General features: G+C 70.5%; 22 protein-coding genes. 21 read left to right on the top strand and 1 reads right to left on the bottom strand.

Annotated features, from left to right (window positions below; translation table 11 throughout):
* Positions 1-270: 270 nt before the first annotated feature.
* A complete protein-coding gene (locus G3I41_RS20615; protein WP_164401862.1) occupies positions 271-1,026 on the bottom strand; it encodes a site-specific DNA-methyltransferase in 756 nt (251 codons plus the stop codon).
* A gap of 525 nt (positions 1,027-1,551) precedes the next feature.
* Here G3I41_RS20615 and G3I41_RS20610 point away from each other — a divergent pair.
* From G3I41_RS20610 to G3I41_RS20510, 21 genes are all read left to right on the top strand, one after another.
* Complete coding sequence (locus G3I41_RS20610) at positions 1,552-2,682, top strand: C40 family peptidase (protein WP_164401861.1); 1,131 nt, start codon at positions 1,552-1,554, stop codon at positions 2,680-2,682.
* A 137-nt stretch (positions 2,683-2,819) separates the two neighbouring features.
* Positions 2,820-3,137: a DUF6112 family protein gene (locus G3I41_RS20605; protein ID WP_040247165.1), complete on the top strand. Its 318-nt coding sequence runs from the start codon at positions 2,820-2,822 to the stop codon at positions 3,135-3,137.
* Positions 3,137-3,817, top strand: a complete 681-nt coding sequence (locus G3I41_RS20600) for a hypothetical protein (RefSeq protein WP_164401860.1) — start codon at positions 3,137-3,139, stop codon at positions 3,815-3,817. The genes G3I41_RS20605 and G3I41_RS20600 overlap by 1 nt, the downstream gene beginning before the upstream one ends.
* Positions 3,818-3,852: 35 nt before the next feature.
* Positions 3,853-5,205, top strand: a complete 1,353-nt coding sequence (locus tag G3I41_RS20595; protein ID WP_164401859.1) for an ATP-binding protein — start codon at positions 3,853-3,855, stop codon at positions 5,203-5,205.
* A gap of 86 nt (positions 5,206-5,291) precedes the next feature.
* On the top strand, positions 5,292-6,764 hold the full coding sequence (locus G3I41_RS20590) for a PrgI family protein (protein ID WP_164401858.1): 1,473 nt from the start codon (positions 5,292-5,294) through the stop codon (positions 6,762-6,764).
* A 61-nt stretch (positions 6,765-6,825) separates the two neighbouring features.
* On the top strand, positions 6,826-7,290 hold the full coding sequence (locus G3I41_RS20585; protein WP_164401857.1) for a DUF6238 family protein: 465 nt from the start codon (positions 6,826-6,828) through the stop codon (positions 7,288-7,290).
* 21 nt (positions 7,291-7,311) lie between these two features.
* A complete protein-coding gene (locus G3I41_RS20580; RefSeq protein ID WP_164401856.1) occupies positions 7,312-7,854 on the top strand; it encodes a hypothetical protein in 543 nt (180 codons plus the stop codon).
* A 46-nt stretch (positions 7,855-7,900) separates the two neighbouring features.
* Positions 7,901-9,415 (top strand): ATP-binding protein, encoded by a 1,515-nt coding sequence (locus G3I41_RS20575; protein WP_164401855.1) that lies wholly within the window; start codon positions 7,901-7,903, stop codon positions 9,413-9,415.
* Between the two features lie 64 nt (positions 9,416-9,479).
* Positions 9,480-10,247 (top strand): hypothetical protein, encoded by a 768-nt coding sequence (locus G3I41_RS20570; RefSeq protein WP_164401854.1) that lies wholly within the window; start codon positions 9,480-9,482, stop codon positions 10,245-10,247.
* A gap of 119 nt (positions 10,248-10,366) precedes the next feature.
* Positions 10,367-11,113: a hypothetical protein gene (locus G3I41_RS20565; protein ID WP_164401853.1), complete on the top strand. Its 747-nt coding sequence runs from the start codon at positions 10,367-10,369 to the stop codon at positions 11,111-11,113.
* 125 nt (positions 11,114-11,238) lie between these two features.
* Complete coding sequence (locus G3I41_RS20560; RefSeq protein ID WP_164401852.1) at positions 11,239-11,706, top strand: hypothetical protein; 468 nt, start codon at positions 11,239-11,241, stop codon at positions 11,704-11,706.
* A gap of 164 nt (positions 11,707-11,870) precedes the next feature.
* Positions 11,871-12,800: a hypothetical protein gene (locus tag G3I41_RS20555; protein ID WP_164401851.1), complete on the top strand. Its 930-nt coding sequence runs from the start codon at positions 11,871-11,873 to the stop codon at positions 12,798-12,800.
* A 17-nt stretch (positions 12,801-12,817) separates the two neighbouring features.
* Positions 12,818-13,330, top strand: a complete 513-nt coding sequence (locus G3I41_RS20550; protein ID WP_164401850.1) for a hypothetical protein — start codon at positions 12,818-12,820, stop codon at positions 13,328-13,330.
* A gap of 664 nt (positions 13,331-13,994) precedes the next feature.
* Positions 13,995-14,516 (top strand): hypothetical protein, encoded by a 522-nt coding sequence (locus tag G3I41_RS20545; protein WP_164401849.1) that lies wholly within the window; start codon positions 13,995-13,997, stop codon positions 14,514-14,516.
* A gap of 48 nt (positions 14,517-14,564) precedes the next feature.
* Complete coding sequence (locus G3I41_RS20540; protein WP_343242189.1) at positions 14,565-15,335, top strand: glycosyltransferase; 771 nt, start codon at positions 14,565-14,567, stop codon at positions 15,333-15,335.
* Between the two features lie 44 nt (positions 15,336-15,379).
* Positions 15,380-16,186, top strand: coding sequence for a DUF317 domain-containing protein (locus G3I41_RS20535; RefSeq protein WP_164401848.1), 807 nt, complete (start codon positions 15,380-15,382; stop codon positions 16,184-16,186).
* 52 nt (positions 16,187-16,238) lie between these two features.
* The gene (locus G3I41_RS20530) at positions 16,239-17,420 is read left to right on the top strand and encodes a hypothetical protein (protein WP_203601388.1); all 1,182 of its coding nucleotides are present in this window, start codon (positions 16,239-16,241) and stop codon (positions 17,418-17,420) included.
* A 68-nt stretch (positions 17,421-17,488) separates the two neighbouring features.
* Positions 17,489-17,890 (top strand): hypothetical protein, encoded by a 402-nt coding sequence (locus G3I41_RS20525; protein ID WP_164401847.1) that lies wholly within the window; start codon positions 17,489-17,491, stop codon positions 17,888-17,890.
* Positions 17,887-18,237 carry a hypothetical protein gene (locus tag G3I41_RS20520; protein WP_164401846.1) on the top strand — a complete coding sequence of 117 codons (351 nt, stop codon included), beginning with the start codon at positions 17,887-17,889 and terminating at the stop codon, positions 18,235-18,237. Before G3I41_RS20525 ends, G3I41_RS20520 begins: the two co-directional genes overlap by 4 nt.
* Before the next feature lie 132 nt (positions 18,238-18,369).
* Positions 18,370-19,299: a hypothetical protein gene (locus G3I41_RS20515; protein WP_164401845.1), complete on the top strand. Its 930-nt coding sequence runs from the start codon at positions 18,370-18,372 to the stop codon at positions 19,297-19,299.
* Between the two features lie 43 nt (positions 19,300-19,342).
* The gene (locus G3I41_RS20510) at positions 19,343-20,599 is read left to right on the top strand and encodes an MFS transporter (protein ID WP_164401844.1); all 1,257 of its coding nucleotides are present in this window, start codon (positions 19,343-19,345) and stop codon (positions 20,597-20,599) included.
* Positions 20,600-20,606: the final 7 nt, after the last annotated feature.

Here is a 20,606-nt window from a genome sequence, read left to right as displayed (position 1 = left end):
CCGGACCGGCTCCATCTCTTCGCTATCCGATAGGCGAGGGCTTTCGGGTATCCGGACCGGGTCCGTCTCCGCATCTTCCGGGGGATTTATGGATTCAGACACGAAAAGGGGCCTCCTTGGGCCGCAGCCATAGAGCGTCGATTGCGGCTCCAACCATCCAGAGAATCCCCGGTTTCCGTAACCGGGGATTCGCTGCTATAACGCTCCGTGCGGCGCGACGCGAACACGCTCGGGACATGCTGAACCCCGCGCCGCACGGCAGAATCCGTCTCAGACGACCAGCGTCAAGTCATTCTGAGTAAGGGTCTGTTGCATCGTCTCGGTGAGGCGGTCGGCAGCAATCTCGGCGTACTGCTTGGTCTTCTCGACACCGATGAAGTCGCGGCCCTCCAGCAGCGCCGCGACACCGGTCGAGCCGGATCCGCAGGTGAAGTCCAGCACCGTGCCGCCGGGCGGGGCGATCTGTACCAGCTCCCGCATGACCGAGACCGGCTTCTGCGTGATGTGCTGGCGCGCCTTGCCGCTGGGCTGCGAAGCGCTGTAGAGACCCGGCAGGTAGACCGGGTTACGGGCCGCGTCGATCGGACCGTTGGACGCCCAGACGATGAATTCACAATTCTGGGTAAAACGCCCCTTTTGGGGCCGCGCCTGCGGCTTGTGCCAGGCGAGGACGCCGCGCCACAGCCAGCCGGCGGCCTGGATGGCGTCCGTGGTGATCGGCAGCTGCCGCCAGTCCGTGAAGATCAACGCGGTGCCGCCGACCTTGGTGAGCCGGTGCGCCTCGGTCATGATCTGCGTCAGCCAGAAGCCGTAGCTGCGCTGATCCATGTTCTCGCCGGTGAAGTCCGGCAGCTCGTGGCCGGCGTCGGCCGAGGTGTACTTCTGCTTCGCGGACCGGGAGGTGCGCTCCTTCGCCGTCCGCCCGCCGCTGTTGTACGGCGGGTCGGTGATGACGGAGTCGACACAGTTGTCGGGCAGCTCGGCGAGGACGCCGAGCGCGTCGCCCTGGTGCAGGGAAAAAGGCAAAGAGATACCCCAATTCGGGTCAGGTGAGATGAGGGAGAGACGCTCCAGCTCGCTTGGACGACCCCACAGGACCGAATGCGGGCGGACGGCTCCGCGGTCTGCGACGTGAGGGGGCGAGGGGAGGAGCCAAAACTGTAGGGCACGATCCCCGGTTGAGCCCTATCGCCGCCGAAAACCCCGAAATAGAGCCTTGATCACGAACGATTTCGGCAACCGGGGATCCGCCCTTACTGTTTTGGAACTGCCCGGCGGACACCGCCGATGGCACATCCCAGCCCCTGTGTTCGTGGAGGTATTCCCCCATGCCCTGGCACACCTGACCCGACGCCCCGTGCTGGTGCGAGCGGCAACTCGCACCAGCACCGGCTCCACCCGAATTACCCACCACCCGGACGTCGCGCCCTTTCCTCAACGACGCACGCGCCGCCGGGACTTCACCAAGGACCACGCTGTGACATCGCTCTACCCTCCCCTGCCCGCGATCCGTCCGCCGGCCCGTGACCGCCTTCCGGGAGGCGGACCGGATTGAAGGGCATAGCCGCCGGCATCGGCGTCGTCGTCCTCTCCCCGCTCCTGCTCGCCGGCACCGCCATGATGATGGCGTCCTCCAGCGAAGCCTCCACCACCGCCTCCTTCAGCGGATGCCTGACCGACATCGACACCGGCGAAGTGACCAAGGAGGTCACCAAGCTCCTCGACGGCGCTGACGGCAAGGACGTCCACATCCAGGGCCTGGACCTTCCGGCCGAGCAGATCCCCAACGCGCAGACCATCGTGGCCACCGGCATCAGCCTGGACGTACCCAAGAAGGGCCAGGTCATCGCGATTGCCACCGCGATGCAGGAGTCACGGCTGCGCAACCTCAACTCGGGCGACCGCGACTCCCTGGGCTTGTTCCAGCAGCGCCCCAGCCAGGGGTGGGGAACCGCGCAGCAGATCCGCGATCCCGTCTATGCGAGCGAGCAGTTCTACAAGCGCCTGCTGAAGGTCGACGGCTGGCAGCAGATGAAGGTCACCCAAGCCGCACAGGCCGTCCAGAAGTCCGGCTACCCCGACGCCTACGCGCAGTGGGAGGACCTCGCCACCGCGCTGCAGACCGCCATCGCCAAGACGTTCCCGAACGCCGACAAGGACGAACCCGCCAAGGACTCGACCAAGGACAAGGACACCGAGGCCACTACCGGAGGGTGCGCACCCGACAAGGACGGCACGTCCTTCGGGCGGATCCCCGAGGGCAGCGTCCCGAAGGGCTACAAGATCCCCAAGGATGCCGACCCTAAGGCCCGCAAGGCCATCGAGTGGGCCATGCACCAGCTCGGCACCCAGTACCAGTGGGGCGGCTCGTGCACCGACTCCCACGGCCCCGACCCGATGGGCCGCTGCGACTGCAGCTCGCTCATGCAGCAGGCGTACGCGCACGCCGACGTCAAACTCACCCGCACCACGTACACGCAGGTGGGCGAGGGCAAGGCCGTCTCGGCGAAGAACCTCAAGCCCGGTGACCTGATCTTCAGCCGCGGCACCGCGGCCCGGCCCGAACACGTCGGCATGTACATGGGCGAGGGCCTCGTCATCGAGGCGCCGCGCACATCGAAACCGGTCCGGATCACGCCGATCAAGGACTGGGACATTCTGGCCGTCCGCCGCGTCCTCTGACGCTGCGCGCCTCCCGGACTCCTCCCCGGCCGCGCCCGACGCCTCCCTTCTCGCGTCGCGAGCGCCCCCTCCCCTCTCTCTTTCCCTTTTCGCCGGCCCCTGCACGGCCCGCGCACGCAAGGAGCCCCGCCACACCTATGCCCATACCTCTCGCAGATCGCGCCGCCGTCCTCCTCGCCTACGACCCAGGCATCTCCCCCAAGGGCGGCGGCCTCCCCGGCCTGTCCGTGCTGAGGAACGTCGTCAACAGCATCAACATGTTCGGGATCATCGCCGTCGTCGGCGCCCTCGCCGTGTCCCTCGGCGTGTGGGCCTGGGGTCACCACACCGGTGGCCACCAGGCCGAGGCCAACGGAAAGAAGGGCGCGGTCGTCGCGGCCGGCGCCGCGCTCGGCCTCGGCGCCGCCAACGGCATCGTGGCGTTCTTCTCCGGCCTGGGGTCGCAGGTCCACTGATGCCGAAACGATTCCCCTCCCTGTCCGAGTACGGCGTGACCTGGTCGGCCAACAAGCGCGTCGCGATCGTCGCCCTGGTCATCACCGCGCTCCTCGCTCTCGCCGCGACCGCCGCCTGGTTCACCGGCCGCGGCGAAGACCACCAGAGCGCCGACCCACCTTCACAGAACAGCAGCTCTTCACCCTCCGAGGCCGCACCGAAGCCCGCGGCCGGGTCGGGGTCGGTTCCCAAACCTCCGCAGATCGCCGAACCCGTCGCCTTCGCCAAGGCCGCAGCCGCGATGCTCTGGTCCTACGACACCCGCGACACCAGCCGCGACCAGCAGCTCGCCGGCATGCGCGCGTGGATGACCAAGGAAACCAAGTACACCGACTGGGCCTCCGTATCCGGCCAGGTCCCCGACCCGCTGCTGTGGTCGCGCATGACCGACCAGGACCAGCACGCCAGCGCCACGGTCACCGAAGGCCACTACCCCGGCGCGTTCAAGCAAGCCCTCGCCGAGGACCCGTCCGCGATCACCGAGGCGTACATCTACGTCGTCACCGTCAACGGCAAGCAGCAGATCGAGTGGAAGAAGGGCGGCGGCGGAGCCGAGGACCGCGCCGTGACCCTCGCCGTGCAGTGCCGACCCAACCACGACTGCACCCTGGCCGCCATCGCTCCCAGCGTCACGCAGTGACCCACCTCACCGACCGATAAGGAGGTCAACTCCCCTTGGGTTTCTGCGACTTTCCCGTAGCGGACAAACTCTGCGCCGTCGGCGAGGCCGTCGACTTCGCCTCCGACCCCGGCAAGGCCATCGGCGACTGGATGGCCAAGAGCGCCGGCGAACTCGCCGCCGCCGCAGCCGACCTGGCCGCCAAGGCAGTCGACGCCACCACCAAAGTCGACCTGAATGCCGGATGGTTCCGCGACAACTACGAGATGCTGCTGCCGATCGGCCTGGTCATCCTCGTCGGCACATTCTGTGCGCAGCTCATCCGGGCCGCCGTCAAACGTGACGGGCAGGCTCTCAGCCAGGCGTTCACCGGCACCGCCAGCGGCGTGATCTTCGCGTTCGCCGCCATCGCCCTGACCACCGTCGCCATCGAGGTGGTCGACGCGTTGTCGGCCGGTCTGTTCAAAGCATCACACCTGTCCATCGAAACAGCCGTGCGCCGCATCGTGAAGGTCTCCCAGATCCCCTCACTGGCCGGTCTGGGCTGGCTCGTCGCCGTGTTCGCCGGGCTCGGCGCCGCAATCGGCGCGTTCATGTACTGGTGCGTGATGATGGTCCGCAAGGTCGGCATCCTCGTCATGGTCACGCTCGCGATCTTCGCCGGGGCCGGCGGAGGCTGGGAGGTCGCCCGCCGCTGGCGGCGCGGCTGGATCGAAGCCACCGCCACCCTCGTCGTCAGCAAGCTCCTGATGACCGTGATCTTCGTCCTCGGTATCGCCGCCATGGGCAAGACCGAGGCCAAGGACGGCCTGGGCGCCCTCGCCGACGTCATGGCAGGCATCGTGGTCATGGTTCTGGTGCTGCTCTGCCCGTACGCCACCTTCAAATTTGTCCACTGGGCGGCCGAGGGCACGGACGGAGAATCGATCCACCGCGCCGGTGGCGCAGGTGCTCAGCTCGCCCGGCAGCACGCCGAGAAGGCGGGCCGCAAGGCCGCCGCCGCAGCTGCCACCGCAGGAACCGGCGGAGCAGCAGCCGGAGCGGGCGCCGCAGGACCGGAGGCCGCCGGCGGCGGATTCCCCGGCGACATCGCCGCCAACCCCACCGGGGGAAGCGGTGGGCAGGAGAGCCAAAGCTCCCCGGGTTCCGGAGGCGACGGCCTCAAGAACGGTCTGGAGAAGGCCGTCCAGCCACCCCCGACCAGTCCCAGCGACGACACCAGCGGCCAGGTCGGCGGCGCACCCGGGGGCGGCGACGGTTCCGCATCAGCGCCCACCGGTGGCAGCGGCTTCCTGTCACAGCCCGGCGCCGGCGCCTCCACGCCCCCGCCGCAGGGCGCCCCGCCGGCACCGAACTCGGCCGACACCAGCGGGACCGGCGCTCCGCCGCCCCCGCCCACCGGCCTGTAGCCCCTGCCCGACTCCGGGGTGGCACGCGCCGCGTCACTTCGCCGCGTGCCGCCCCGGCCACCGCCCGCGCACCCTCGGAACGGCCCTTGTCTGATCTCACCGTCCAACCGCTCACCGTCAAATTCCCCCACCGCTCCCGGCGCGGCATCCTGCTCGGCCTTTCGCTGCCGCAACTCGTACTCGTGTCCTGCGCGTTGGCGCTCCTGCTGGGCACGGTGGTGTCCACCGGGCTGCTCGGCGCCATCGCCCTGACCCCGCTGTGGGCCGTCGTCGCCGCCCTTGTCGCCATCCGCCGGCACGGCCGCTCGCTGATCGACTGGGCGCCGATCGTCCTGCGCTTCACACGGCGGCGCCGCACCGGACAGACCCTGTGGCTCGCCCGACCCGTCACCCGCCCCCGCCAGGACGGCGTCCTGCACCTGCCCGGCACCGCCGCCTCGCTGCGGGTCGTCACCCCCGGCGACTCCGCCAACGGCGCCGCCGCCGTCCACGATCCGCACCAGCAGACCTTGACGGCCATCGCCCGCGTCTCCAGCCGCGCCTTCGCCCTGCTGGACCCCGCCACACAGAACCACAACGTCGGCGGATGGGGGCGGGCCCTGGCCGGCATCGCCCGTACCGGACACGTGGCCACTGTGCAGGTCCTGGAGCGCACCGTCCCCGACAGCGGCGACACCCTCGCCCGGCACTGGAGCCAGCAGGGCCATCCCGAGACCCCGGTCGCCGGGCAGGTCTACAGCGAACTGGTCGCCTCCGCCGGACCGGCCGCCGCCCCGCACGAGGCGTACCTCGCGATCTCCCTCGACCTGAAGGCCGCCAAGCGCCTGATCAGCCAGGCCGGTGGCGGGCTGCCTGGCGCCTTCACCGTGATGGAGCAGACGACATCCTCGATCGCGCAGGCCGCGCGCAGTGCCGGACTGATGGTGACCGGATGGCTCTCGGCGCGCGAGATCGCCGCCGTCATCCGTACCGCCTACGACCCCAAGGCGCTCTCCGCGCTGCAGCAGTGGTCGGAGTCCGGGCGGGCCGAGGCGGACCCCGCTGCGGCCGGCCCGGTGGTGCAGGTCGAGGAGTATGACCGGCTCGCCACGGACTCCGCCCGGCACGCCACCTACTGGGTCGAGGACTGGCCGCGCACCGAGACGAGCCCCGGCTTCCTGCACGGGCTCATGTTCACCGCAGGGGTCCGGCGCACCCTCTCCCTTATATACGTGCCGCAGGGGCTCGAGTCCGCGATGCGCGATGTGCAGCGCAAGAAGGCTGCGATCATCGCCGACGCCAACGAAAGGTCGCGGCGCGGACAGGTCGACTCCGAAGCCGACAGTGTCGAGTACGCGGACGTCAAAACCCGCGAGCGTCAGCTGATCGCCGGGCACGCCGACGTCGCCCTGACCGGACTGCTCACCGTGTCCGCCGAGACGGACGCGCTCCTCGATGCCGCCTGCGCGCAGATCGAGACCGCCGCGGTCACCGCCCAGGTCGACCTGCGCAGGCTCAACTTCCAGCAGCCCGACGCGTTCACGCTCGGCGCCCTGCCCCTCGCCCGCACGGCCCTGTAAACCCCGCACTCCGGCCGACCGCCGACGTCCTGCCGCTCGGCAGGAAGGAACCATTCCCCCTTTGACCTCTGCCATTCCCGTCGGAGACGCGTACCCGTACCTGCGGGCCGCCAGCGCCGGCATCCGCCACCACTCCCGAACCCTCACCCCGCGCCCAGATCACTCGGCCACGGCCGCCGACCGCGCGCACCTCGACGTGCTGCACTCCCACCTGACCTCGCTGCACCAGCTGCTCGACCAGCTCACCGAGACCACCCGGCCCCCGCACCCCGCTGCCGGGCGACAGCTCGCCACCGCTCACACCCGCCTGTGGCAAGCCACCGCCGCCGTTCACGACGCCTTCCACCTCCTGCCCGTGGCGAACGAGCCCGGCACCGAATGCCACCCCGAGCGCCTCCCCGAGGGGCCGCCCGTCCTGACCATCTGCCAACGCCACCTCGCCGCCAGCCACGTCGTGCGCCGCAAGACCACCCCGGCCGATCTCAGCGCCCCCGCACCCGGTCGCACCACGACCTGCGCCCAGTAACCCATCACCGAAAGGCCCTGCATGCGCAAGCTCAAGCGCTCCACCTCCACCGCCGTCCTCGTCGCCACGCTCGCCGGTACCGCCGCCCTGGCCACTGCCGCGCCGGCCTCCGCCGCCAGCTACCACTGCAAGACCAGCAGCTACACCGTCGACGACCCGTCGTACACCGGCCCCGATTCCGACAACTGGGACTTCGACGTCCAGCTCTGCGCCAAGCGGAGCGGCGGCTACATCTACACCACGGCCAAGGTCACCTGGGACGGCCCGTACGCGGCCAACCAGCACAGCAGCCTCACCTTCAACAAGGCGCGCTTCCACCTGCAGACCAAGCGGTCCACCGCGGGCAAGGACCCGGTCGTGAAGTACGCGAACTACACGTACCTGGAGCACGCCCTCGAACACAGCAGCGGCAACGGCAACGGGAGCTACGAGACCGGAACGCTGAAGACCAAGGCCAGCGGCCAGTACCAGTACCTCGCGGACGGCTACATCGAGCTGGACTGGTCCGGCGACGGCGCGGGCTACCACAAGCCGCTCCTATTCAGCGCCTCCCCGCGCGTCTGATCTGCCCCGTGCGTCCTGACCTCCGTCACGTGAAAGCCACCCCACCATGAGCCATCGGCCCTCGCGTCGTGCCCGCCGCGCCTCCGCCTCTCCGCTGTTCACCCCGCACGGCACCGACCGCGCCTCGCGCAAGGCCGCCCGCCGCCAACTCGCCGAGGCCGCCGCGAAGGCCCGCACCGAAGCTGCCGCCCATGCCAGCGGCTCCGGCGCAGCCGAGAACCAGATGCCGGCGCCGCTCTTCTCGCCGGCCGGACGCCCCGGCCCCGCGTCCTCCCGCAACAACAAGATCAAGCTGCCTGCCCACCGCATGACCACCGCCACCGCGAGCGGCGCGTACCCGTTCCTCGCCGAGGGCGGGCTGGGCGCCGAGGGCATCTACATCGGCCGCGACGTGCACGCCGAAGCGTCCTTCTGCTTCGATCCGTTCGCGCTGTACGGCAAGATCGAAGGCTTCACCAACCCGAACGTGCTGTTGGCCGGGGTGATCGGGCAGGGCAAGTCAGCGCTGGCCAAGAGCTTCGCGCTGCGGTCGATCGCTTTCGGCTACCGCGTCTATGTCCCGTGTGATCCGAAGGGCGAGTGGACGCCCGTGGCACAGGCGTTGGGCGGTACCTCCATCGCCCTCGGCCCCGGGCTGCCCGGCAAGCTCAATCCGCTGGACGCCGCACCGCGCCCCAACAGCGTCTCCGAAGCCGACTGGGCTGGCGAAATCCGCAAGCGCCGTCTGCTGCTGCTCGGCTCGCTGGCCCGCACCGTCCTCGGGCGGGACCTGCTGCCGATGGAGCACACCGGCCTCGATGTCGCCCTGGACGCCGTCGTCGCCCGCGCCACCGCGAGCGGACGCACACCGTTGCTCGGCGACATCGCCGCCACCCTCAACAACCCCGACGAACTCGACCGGGTCGGCGGCGTCATGTCCGGCCGCCTCGGCGACGCCTCGCGCGACCTGGCCCACGCCATGCGCCGCTTGGTGCACGGCGACCTGGCCGGCATGTTCGACGCCCCCAGCACCGTGGCCTTCGACCCCAACTCGCCCATGCTGACCATCGACCTGTCACGCCTGGGCGGATCGGGCGACGACACCGCTCTGGTGCTCGCCATGACCTGCGCCTCCGCGTGGATGGAATCCGCGCTCTCCGACCCGAACGGCGGTCGGCGCTGGATCGTCTACGACGAGGCATGGCGCCTGATGCGCCACCCCGGCCTCCTCGCGCGCATGCAGTCCCAGTGGAAGCTCAGCCGCGGCCTGGGCATCGCCAACCTCATGGTCATCCACCGGCTCAGCGACCTGCTCACCGCGGGAGACGCCGGCTCCCGCGGCCGGGCACTCGCCGAGGGCCTGCTCGCCGACTGCTCCACCCGCATCATCTACCGCCAGGAGACCGACCAGCTCCACGCTGCCGCAGCCCTGCTGGGACTCACGTCCGTGGAAGCCGACGCGATCTCCCACCTCAACCGCGGACGCGGGCTCTGGAAGGTCGCGGGGCGCAGCTTCATCGTGCAACACCTCCTGCACCCGCACGAGTTGGCACTCTTCGACACCGACGCCCGCATGCACTGACTTCAAGATTTCCGACCACATCGGCTGCCACCTGCGATGTTTCAGCCACCACCACCGGGAACCCATGCCCCCAGCCCGCACCGACCTGAACGCCTTCGCCACCGACCTGGCCTTCCGCCTGCCGGGTATCTGGAACAGCGAGTACCACCACCACGCCGCCTACAAAGACCAGTTCCCCCTCGCCAACCAGGTCTGGGACCACGGTCATGTCAACTGGGTGGTCAGCGAGTTCGTCCTCACCCACGACGCCGTCCTGCACGGACCCGACGGCCGACGCCTCTACATCACCGACCGCCCTCTGCACCCGCACCAGTTCGTCGTCGCCCCGCTCGAGCCGGACGACGCCCATCTCAAGCCCCACCACTTCGTCGGCGTCGACGAACCGAACGGCATCGCCGTCCCCAACGACCCCGTACGCGCCTCCACCCGCATCGCACGTCGGCTCCTTCCCCAGTACGAGCGCGCGCTGCAGACCGTACGCCGCAACGCCGCCGAGCAGCCCGAGCCCCCGCACCGCCCGGCTCCACCGCAGGTTGCCCAGGTGGTGACGCTGACCTGGTACGACGACGGGGCACTCGGGGCGCCGTATGGGAGCGTCCCGGAGCAGGCACGGATGACGCTGTACGCGCACGGATTCCAGTACCACCCGCACCAGGCGGCCTTCCTGCTGCCCGCTGCGTACGGCGAGGACGGCCGCGCTCTACGGATTCAGGCAGTCGCCCACCGGCTCGCCGCGCAAGGCATCGGGGTAAACCTGCGCCACTCCGCACCGGACATGCCCCCCGTGCTGCCGCCCACGCTCCCCACGGCCGTCCGCAGCCATCACCGCTGACCACCCCGACGCCCAGATGACGATCTGCGGCGGCTCCGGGGAGGTGCACCCTGCGCTACCTCGGCACCCCCTCGGGGCCTGACATTCGGGCCGCGATGAGCGCGGGACGCCTCGGCTGTATGACCACCCCGGCGCAAGGCAGCCGCATCCCCGAAGGCGCCCTGTACGCCTGCGACAACTCCAAGTTCGGCAGCGACGGCAAGGGCCGCTACTGGCCCGGCACCGAGGCATGGTTCGCCTGGCTGTCGCGGACCGTCGAGAGGTACGGGCCGGATCGCTGCCTGTGGGCGCTCGCCCCGGACCAGCCGTTCGACGCCGCCGGCACCCTCACCGAGTCGCTGCCGTGGCTGGCCCGCATTCGTGAACTGGGCGTCCCCGCGGCCTACGCAGCACAGGACGGCTGCGATCAACCCGAGTTGCTGCCCTGGGACAGCATCGACGTCCTGTTCCTGGCCGGATCGACCGAATGGAAACTCGGCCCCGTCGCCGAACGGCTGGCCCGCGAGGCGAAGGCCCGCGGCAAGAGCGTGCACATGGGCCGCGTCAATTCCCGGGCTCGTCTTGGGATCGCCGAGTGGTTCGGCTGCGACAGCGCCGACGGCACCTACCTCGCGTACGGGCCCGACAAGAACCTGCCGAAGCTCCTCAAGTGGCTCGACGAACTCGACGGCACCCCCTCCCTCCTCGGCGGCACCCACCCCAGCGCTCCCAACGCTGGACCGAGAACCTCACCCCCGCGCGAGGCTCCCTGCCGCCGCGCACCACCGCATGGAACGTCTGCCGCGAGAGCACAGTTGCCTCAGCCTCCAGGGACACCTGCTCCTGGCGTACCGGCGCCCGGCCGTCCAGGCCCCCGAACTCGCTGACCAAGTATTTCCGCCGAACCATTCCAGGAGTCCATCTGTCCTTCCCGTACGACCAGGTCAGTCAGCTGCATTCGCTGGCCGAACGCATCCACAACGCGGCCGACGAGCTGCCGCTCACCGACTCGGTGCACTCCGGCGTCGACAACCTCGACGACCTCGACGACCGCGTCCGCGACGTCGCCGGACTGATCACCCACCTCACGACCGCGGCAGCTTTCGCAGCGCGCACCGTCCGACGTGGTCGCGGCCCTGAAGCCGACATCACCCGCCGCACGGTCGCCCAGCTCACGCTCACGGTGGGCGCCCTGGGGTACGCCCTGGCCGACCTCGGGGAAGCCGTGGCCCACGCCGGCGCCCTCCACCAGCTCGGCTCCCTTCCCCGCTCCGCGCAGCGCGCCACGGCCATCGCCTCTGCCCGCTCCCGGCTGTGCGCCCGGATCGACAGCACCCGCCACCGGCTGAACCAGGCCGGCGGTCGACTCCATCAGCAGGCCGATCGGCTCGCCGCAGCGCCGGCACCGAACCGCAGCCCCAGTACGACCAGCACCATCCCTGTCACCCCGCCCCGCCCAGCCACCGCCCGCAGCCGCTGATCCTTTCCCGACCAAGTCCCTGGAGCACACCCATCCACACCGCCCGCCGTGCCCTTCCCCTGCTCGTCTGTGCCGCCCTACTCACCGGGGCCGTCACCGCGTGCAGCAGCGACGAGGCACCGTCCGCGAAGAAGAACGCCACCCCAACCGCCGCGCCGAAGCCGGTGCCCGCGCTCAGCGCGAACCAGGCTCACGCCGTTATCAGCAACTACTCGAAGATCAATAACAAGGCCAACGCACAGCGCGACCGCGCCCTGCTCGACACCGTCGAGGACGGGCCGACGTACGCGATGTCCGTCTCCGACTACACCGAGACCGAGGGCCTGCCCAAGGCCGACCGCAAGCCGTACAAGCCCTGGTCGTACGACACCGCCAGCGCCAAGCTGTACATTCCGCGCTTCACAGCCGGCCAGGGCCGCTGGTTCGCCGCCGCGCTCTCCAGCGACAAGGACAAGGACAAGGACCCCAGCCGCATCGCCCTTTTCGCCGAGCAGCCGAAGGACAAGCGGTGGGAGCTGGTCTCCGTCGTCGACCTCGACAGCACGACGCTGCCACACATTGCCCTCGACAAGGACGGCTACGCCACCGCGGTCGCCGCCACCGGCAACAAGCAGCTCGCCGCCGACGCCAACGTGCTGCGCACTGCGGTGATCGACAACTTCTCGACCGGCGGGACGAACACCGGCACCAAGGTCTTCGACCCGACCAAGGCCAGCAAGCAGCAGATCAAGGTCCACGACAAAACCACCCGCAAGTACGGGAAGTTGGGCACCACCGTCTTCGCCGGCGGTACCAACCGTTTCAAGGACGCCTACGCGCTGAAGACCAGCGACGGCAGTGCACTGGTCCTGTTCGCCCACACCCACACGCAAACCGATGCCGTCGCGCACTCCGGGCTGCAGATCAACCCGGACAAGGACGACAACGCCTGGCTCCACGGCATCCCGCGCACCTCGGTGACGTACACGTTCGTCTGCGCCGATGCCGCCACCGTGCCCGCGAAGGCCGCCCCGTCTCGCCTGATCGGCTACACGTGTGCCCGCACCGACGCCTCCGGCCCGCCCGTCGGCTCCGCAGCCACGGACCGCGCGTAACCGGGAGGAGGCGAACCGTGTCCCTGCCGCACCCCGACTTCGAGCTGTACGACAACGTCGGCCGCACCACCGAGCAGATCACGGCCCATCGGGACGACCGGCCGACCGCCGACGACCTGCATCGCTGGGCGGCCCACGACGCACGGAAGTTCAGCACCGCGCTCCCCGACGGCGAGCCTGGTCAGAGCATCAGCGACTGGACCCGCCATCTCTACCGGGTCCGCACAGCAGCCGAGTTGAACACCGTTGCACAGGCCGTCCTCGGCGACGGACGCAGTGGCCTGAGCGAGCTGCACACATTCCTGGAGACCGCAGCCGAATGGTGCGAGCACAACCAGGAACCGAGCATCGCGGCACGCTACCGCCAGCACGCCGAGGAGCTGTCCGCACTCGGTGATCAACTCGTCTACCTCGGCGAGGACCACCTGGCCAGCACCTACCGGCGCACGAACCGGTCGGCACCCGCGCAGCCCCCGCCCACCGTCGCGAGGGTTCCTGCCCCAACCGCTGTCCGCCGAGCCGCCCGCTGACCCGCTCACCACCGGAAGGCTCCTCTGTCCAATCGCTCTGTCATCGCCCGCCCCACCTCCACCGGCTACGCCGGCACGTACGTCCACTGGAACGGCGAGCCCAGCTATCACCTGCCCCTGCTCCTCGCCGCACACCAGTACCGGTTCGCCGGCAACACCGAGGCCCTGACCGCCTACCTCGTCGACAGCGCTCCTGACGGCTGGTCCTACATCGGCACCGAACTCCTGGACGGCGCTCCCGATGCCCTGCGCCAGCACCTGAGTGCTGGCCGCGACGACCCCGGCCGTCCATACCCGCCGCATCCGATCCACCCGCCGCCGGTCTACACGGAGCGGACGTCGTCCCGATTGAACTGGGGCTACGTCCTCCACCCTCAAGGCATCGAAGTGATCAGCACGCCCGGCGTAGAACGCGGCCCGATCGTCGCATGGAGCGCTGATCCCCGCGCGCGGTTCCGCGACACCGCCTGCCTGTGGAAGTCCGGCCTTCCCATCCCGGCCACGACACCACCCCAAGTCGCCCCACGCACCTCGTCCCCGGCCCAGCCCGCCGAACGCCCCACAACGCGCCCTCGCACGCACTGACCCCGCCTCGGCTTCTTAGGAGACCGATCTGTCCACCAACGCGGCCATCGCCCGCCCCACTCCCGACGGATTCACCGGGGTGCACGTCCACTTCGACGGCACCCCTGACAACAAGCTGCCGCTCCTCCTGGCCGCCTGCCAGTACCGGTTCGCCGGTGACGTGGAGGCCATGGCCCGCCACCTGATCGACGACGTGCCTCATGGTTGGGACGAGCTGGGCACCGATCTCCTCGACGGCGCCCCCGCCGCACTGCGCCGGTCCCTGACCGGGGGCGAGGACTTCCCCAGCCGGCAGATAGACATGACCAACGTGATCTGCGTGGGCGGCCCGCCGGACGAGCGAACTCTGGTCACGCAGGACGGCATCGGCGCCGAGGAGTGGGCGTATGTCCTGCACCCACACGGCATCGAGGTGATCGCCCTGCAGGCGTACGACCGCGGTCCCGTCGTCGCGTGGGACACCGACCCACGCAGCCGAGTCACGACGAATCCGAGTGCGTGGCACCCGGACACGCCCGCTCCGATCGTTGCGCCGCGAACGGCCCCACGCCTGGCCACCGCCGTACCAGCACCAGCACCCCGCAAGACCACCCGCCGCTAGCCCCGGCCCATCCCGCTCCGTCCCCGCCCGCCGCACCGCCCGGAGAACATGCTGTCCCCGCACTCGCACCCGAAGATCACCGTGGTCATCGCCACCCAACTCCGCTCGGATCGCCTCGCGTTCTTCACCGCCATGCACGCCAGCCTGTGCCGCCAGAGCGCGCCGTGGGAGGCCATCGTCGCCCTCGATGGCGCCGACCCTGCCCGCCTTCCCGCCGCTCTCACCGCCGACCCGCGCGTGCGCACCCTCACCCTGCCGCGCCCGGTCGGCGCGGCCTGCGCCAGGAACTTCGCGCTCACGGAAGTGCGGACCGAGTATCTGAACTGGGCCGATGATGACGATGAGTTCTGCGACGACGCCATGGCGCTGCGACTGCGCGCCCTGGAGGCGACCGGGGTGGGCTGGTGCGCCGGGTACAGCCAAGACCTCCACCCCGACGGGGCCACGACCCTGTGGCGGCCCCCGACGCCGCCGGGTCGGCACGAGGCCGGGGACGTGTGGCGGTACTGGAACGACCCGGCCGACACCATCCCGCTCGGCCCGACCACCCTCCTGGCCCGCACCGACCTGGTGCGCGCGGCTCCGATGGGCGGGCTCGTCCAGGGAGAGGACTACTGCACTCTCGCCGTCACTTGCCTCGCCCCGGGCATCGTGCTGCCCGTGCCGGTCTACCGCTACCGCAAGCATCCCGGGCAGATGACAGCGCAGGACTCATACGACCAGCTGGAGGCAAGGGCGCGGGCCTTCGCACACCGATTTGGCATCAGCCTGCGCGACGCGTCCTCATCACTACGCGATGCCGCTTCCCCCTCCGTGTAGGTGAGCCCCTCGACCCGCCCCGCTCCTACCCACCAAAGGCACCTATGCCCGACACCCCCGCTCAAGACCGCTCGCCGGAGAAGGTCCTCATCTCTCCCCGCTACCTGGCCGCCAGCCTCCCCACCACTCACCACCACTTCCTGGACATCTTCGCCGAGGAGACGGGGTGGAGTGCGGCGACGGACAACTCGTCGTTGACCGTTACCAGTCCCTGCCGGCGCGTCACCATCCGCCACGACGAGACGGCCGCGGGGCTACGCCCCCACCTGGTGATCTCGGCCCGTAGCGACGAGGACGCAGCCGAGCGATGGCGCACCAGTGTCAGCGGCGCCGTGCCGGTCGAGTTCGTCGCCACGCTCCTGGGCACCCTGGCAGCCGAGCTGGAAGCCGATCCGGATCACGTCGTCTACGGAATCGGCACCGAGCCCGGCCCGTTCGAGCTGCTGGTCGACATCGACGCCTGGAGTCCCTTCGACGCCTCTGGACTCTCCGGATTCATCTCACGCGACGGACAGGCAGCAGTGATCGGCCGACCGCAGGACTCCCCGGCACCGCCTATCCACGGCGACGCTGCCATCGCCTGGCATGTGGCCGCCTCCCCGGACGACCTCGGTCACCTGTGGGACATCTCGTTCACCCAGCAGGCGCCCGACTTCCTCATGCATGCCGTCGTCGCCAAGACCCTCGATCCGCGGCCCATCCTGCGCTCCACGGCGTTCCCGTTTCCCAAAGCCGTCGTGCCGCTGGTGAACATCCAGCACGTCCCGTCGCCTCGGCCTCCCGCAGCGCGGCCATCACCCGCCGAACCCGCCCGCAGCCTCGAGCCCAAGCGCACCCCGAAGACCCGCTGAGCCCCGTCCTCCTCGACGACGTCGCCCGCGGGCTCGACCCTCCAGGACCTTGATGCCCACCCCCTCCACCGAGATCACCCTCAGCACCAGCCGCACGCTCGGCCTCGTCGCCATGGCAGCCGGCGAGAACTACAAGCAGGCCAACCAGGTTCTCGAAGCTGCCGGGTTCAGCCGCCAGACCGGTGGCGCGTACGCCGTCTCGCTCGCCGATACTCAGGCGGCCCGCCGCACCGCCAGCGCCTTGGCGGCCCACGCCACCGAACACGGCGTCGCCCTCGTCACCAGCACCCGCCCCTACCTCGGCGACATCGGCACCGAGATCGCCGCCCGGCTGCCCGGCACCTGGACCGCCCAGCTGGAGCTCTACAGCTACCCGCTGTGGCAGGACGACCTCTGGTACCAGCTCTGGGAGGCCGGCGAAATCCATCGCGCCCTCCAGGACCACCGCATCCCCTTCGCGTCCGTACTCAAGGACGGAAAAGGCACGGAGCTGCTGCTGATCGAACGGCCCAACCACTCGGCCGGCTACCTCATCGGCGCGCTCACCGACGACGAGAAGGAAGACGTCCTCGATGACCCCACCACGCCGAAGACCATGGTCCTTCCCGCTGAGCCGGACCGCGCAGCGACCACCATCACCAGCTCATTCCTGCCGTCCTTGCGCCACGCCCTGCACCACCGGGACCTGAACACCGTCCTCTTCGCCCTGGACCGGATCCGCAAGGAGCACAACACGCTCCAGACCATCAAGGCGACCGGCCGCTACACCGACGGCGTGCCGCTCAGCAGCCGCCTCATCGGCAGCATGGAACGCGCCTTCGCCGACCACGCCTGGATCGCCTTCCGCACCGTGCTCGAACACGGGCCACAGCTGCTCGCCCAGTGCCGTCCAGCCACCACGGAATGGCCCGACGACGCAGCAGCACTAACACGACTGCGCGCCGCCCTCTCCGACAACGCAGCAGTACGGCAGGAAGAGACCACCCTGAGCAGCCATCTGCACGCGATACCGCGGCTACTGCGCTCTCACGAGTACCACCACGTCCGCGCCGAGTACGGCATGTCCGCACTGCCGGCCATCCAGACATGGCTCGCCGACTCCGCGGTATTCGAGCGGCAGGTCCGGGCGGCACAGCCGGCCGGGACGCACACGCTGTCCGCAGCCACCCCGCCCACGGTAAATCCGCTTCCGGCGCTCCCACCGGCCTCCCCAGCTCCAGCGTCACGACGCTGACCGCTCACAGAAGGAATCCGCCCCTGTCTGACCACTTCCGCTTCGGCGCTCACCCCGACCACGGATTCGTGGCCGCCGCCACAGCGAACATCCCCGCCCACCTCGCCGACTGGTTCCTCGTACGCGAGCAGTTCGAGCCCGTACCTGACACACCGGGCCTGTACCGGCTCACCAACCCCGAGCAGGACGGGATCCGCCGCACCCGCCAGGCCGTTCACGATCTTCGGCGCCACGGCTATGAAGTCCACGCCGACTACAGCCTCGACCCCGGCCGCAGCGCCCCGCCGCCCCAGCCGGCCGTGCGCAACGGGCTGATGGAGCGCCGCAACCGCATCGCGCAGGCAGCCGCCACCCGATCCCCGCAGCAGCGCGGCGCCCCGACCACCGCCCTCCCTGAGTTCCTGCCCCAGCCCGGCTCCGTGCCGGTGGGCGGTCAGACCCAGACGGTCGGGAAGGGACGGAGTCGATGAGCGACGAGCCGATCCGCATCACCCGCGGCCAGGGCGGCGAAGTCGACGTCGAGGGCCCGGTCGACGGCTTCGCCGCGAGCGTCCTTCAGCGAGCCGGGTTTGACACCTACCCCACCTTGCGCGGCGTCTGGATCCGGCTGCCGTTCGACCTGGGCCGCACCTGGGAGAACGAACACGCCACCTGGGCCGCCGAAATGCTCGCCGCTGCCCGCTACAGCGTCGACCTCGACCCCGGCCTGCGTGCCGTCCCGCCCGCCGCATCCGCCCCGGTAGCGCCACGCCGCACCAAGACCGCCATGACCGCACAGTCCGCGCCCGCCGGCACCCCGCGGCGGCGACAGCGCTGACCCGCCGATCCGACCCAAAGGCCCTTTGCCCTGACTTCCTCCGCCGCCGTCTCCCTCCACCTCAGCTCCGGCAACACGATCGTCGCGCTCCCCAGCGGGGAGCGGCACCAGTGGGCCACGACCGCGCTGGAGTTGGCCGGCTTCACCCGGGCGCACGAGGGCGATGCCCATCGGCTGTCCCTCGCTGACCATGCCAGCGCACGCGAGGCCCTCACCCGGCTGCACCAGACCGCTCAGGACTGCCAGGCCAAGGTCATCACCAGTGAGCGGCCCTACTTCGGCGACACTGCACACGCCGTCGCCGCGGCCCTGCCCGGCGAGTGGGACGTGAGCATCGAGCACTACCCGGACCGCGCCGTCCCCTCTCACCTTCTGGACTGGGTGTGGGAGGCCAGTCCCGTGTTGTCCACGCTGGGCACGTACCGCGTCCCCGGAGCGGCGATCCTCCGCGACGGTGCCGGCACCGAACTTCTGCTGGCCGAACGCCCCTGGGACGGCCGGTATGTGGTCGGCACCCTGCTCCCGTCACCGGACCACCTGAATGTGATCGGGGCCGGGCCACGCACCGTGGTCGCTGCCACCGCCCGCGAGGCAGCTGCCGACGTGCGCTCGCGTCTGCTGCCCGAGTTCGAGGAGCTGGTGCATCTGTCCCGGCTCCGCGAAGTCCAGCAGGACCTCGACTGGGTGCAGAGTGCCGAGCCCGGCACCGTGGACGCCGTGGAGATGGACGCGGCACTGGACCGGTTCCTCACCCACGCGCCCTACCTGCTGGCGGCCACCCGCCGGAGCGGCACCAAACCGCTGGCCGCCGGCGAGACGGCCGTCCTCACCCGCTTCGAGACCCTCCTCGCACGAGCCCCCGCCGGTGCCAGCACCCGAAGCGGATCCGAGGCGGACGGCTTGGACGAAGCCCTGGCGCTGTGGCTCGAAGCCGGCGAGGACCTGCTCGACGTGATCCGCACCGCCACCGTCAGCCCCGTCGAGGAGACCGCCCGCCCGGCCATCACCGCCACCACGCCGCCGAAGCCACCGGCAGCGGTCGCCACAGGACGCACCCGCTAGCCCCTCCCATCCGCCCCAGAAGCCCACGGAAAGCACCCCGCGTTTGAACTCCGACACCGGTTGCCCGCCGGACCGCACCATCTCCCGGCCACTGCTCACCGAGCGGCATGTCGCCCGGCTGTTGCTGGGCACCCTGATCGGGCGACTGCCCAACGGCATGGCGCCCGTCGCGATCCTCCTGTTGATCGCCGCGCAGGGCGGATCGCTCGCGACCGGCGGGCTGCTGTGCGCGCTGTACGGCCTGGCCAGCGCCGTCGGTCAGCCGGTGCTGGGGCGGATGGTCGACCGGCGCGGCCAAACGCGGGTCACCACGGCCGCCGTCCTGCTCACCACGGCCTGCCTCCTGCTACTGCCGTACACCGACGCCGTCGCTCAGCCGGCGCTCGCGGCAGGTCTGGTCGTCCTGGCGGGGCTGAGCACGCCGCCGCTGGAGGCAAACCTGCGAGCCCTGTGGGGCGCCGTGCTGCCGGACCCGGAGCGGCGCCGCGCCGCGCTCGCGCTCGACACCGGCGCCCAGGGCCTGATCTACGTCGCCGGACCACCGCTGGTCGCCGCGCTGTCCGCCCTCCAGGGCCCCGGCACCGCCATGACGCTCACCGCGGTACTCGGACTGCTCGGAGCCAGCGCGGTGCTCAGCGCCGCACCGTCCAGGCAGTGGCATCCCGAAGGCACCCGCACGAGCGGGTTCCTCGGACCCCTGCAACACAGCGGGCTTCGGCTGCTGTTCCTCGCCATCAGCGGGGTCGGCTTCGCCTTGGGCTCGATGAACGTGTGGGCGGTCTCCATGGCCGACCAACACGGCATGACCCTGCTGTCCGGCGTAATCCCTGCCGCTCTGTCCCTCGGCAGCCTCGTCGGCGGCGTCCTGTACGGCCGACTTCGCCGACCCGCCCGACTGGGCACCCAACTCCGCCTCGCAGCAGCGCTGTTCGCCCTCGCGTGGCTTCCACTCGTCGCCCACCCGGGCCCGGTCGCCGCGACCGCGCTCACGGCACTGCCGGGCCTCTTTCTCACCGTACTGATCACCAGCGCGTTCCTCACTGCGGATGCCCTCGCCCCGACCGGCACCCGCACCGAGGCATACGCCTGGCTGATCGCCGCGGTCGGCACCGGACAGGCCGCGGGCACCGCCCTGGCCGGCGTCCTCTCCACGCACCCCTCATCCGCCGCGCTCCCGGCCGTCGGCGCCCTGGCGTGCCTGGTGGTGCTGCTCGGCGCCCGCCGCCGCCTCACCGAATCTGTCGCCGCACACCGCCGGGGCCGGCACCGCCGCATGCCGTCCCACGCCGCGCGTCGCTGAGCCCCAC

Origin of the sequence: Streptomyces sp. SID9727, from assembly GCF_010550605.1 — a bacterium.
Lineage (GTDB): Bacteria > Actinomycetota > Actinomycetes > Streptomycetales > Streptomycetaceae > Streptomyces.
Note: the sequence above shows the minus strand (reverse complement) of the source record. Positions and strands in the feature narration are given on the sequence as shown.

Coding starts and splice junctions, on each gene's coding strand:
- G3I41_RS20540 (WP_343242189.1), top strand. CDS start 14,565: ATGCTGTCCCCGCACTCGCACCCGAAGATCACCGTGGTCATCGCCACC.
- G3I41_RS20605 (WP_040247165.1), top strand. CDS start 2,820: ATGCCCATACCTCTCGCAGATCGCGCCGCCGTCCTCCTCGCCTACGAC.
- G3I41_RS20530 (WP_203601388.1), top strand. CDS start 16,239: ATGCCCACCCCCTCCACCGAGATCACCCTCAGCACCAGCCGCACGCTC.
- G3I41_RS20565 (WP_164401853.1), top strand. CDS start 10,367: ATGACCACCCCGGCGCAAGGCAGCCGCATCCCCGAAGGCGCCCTGTAC.
- G3I41_RS20575 (WP_164401855.1), top strand. CDS start 7,901: ATGAGCCATCGGCCCTCGCGTCGTGCCCGCCGCGCCTCCGCCTCTCCG.
- G3I41_RS20535 (WP_164401848.1), top strand. CDS start 15,380: ATGCCCGACACCCCCGCTCAAGACCGCTCGCCGGAGAAGGTCCTCATC.
- G3I41_RS20520 (WP_164401846.1), top strand. CDS start 17,887: ATGAGCGACGAGCCGATCCGCATCACCCGCGGCCAGGGCGGCGAAGTC.
- G3I41_RS20570 (WP_164401854.1), top strand. CDS start 9,480: ATGCCCCCAGCCCGCACCGACCTGAACGCCTTCGCCACCGACCTGGCC.
- G3I41_RS20580 (WP_164401856.1), top strand. CDS start 7,312: ATGCGCAAGCTCAAGCGCTCCACCTCCACCGCCGTCCTCGTCGCCACG.
- G3I41_RS20600 (WP_164401860.1), top strand. CDS start 3,137: ATGCCGAAACGATTCCCCTCCCTGTCCGAGTACGGCGTGACCTGGTCG.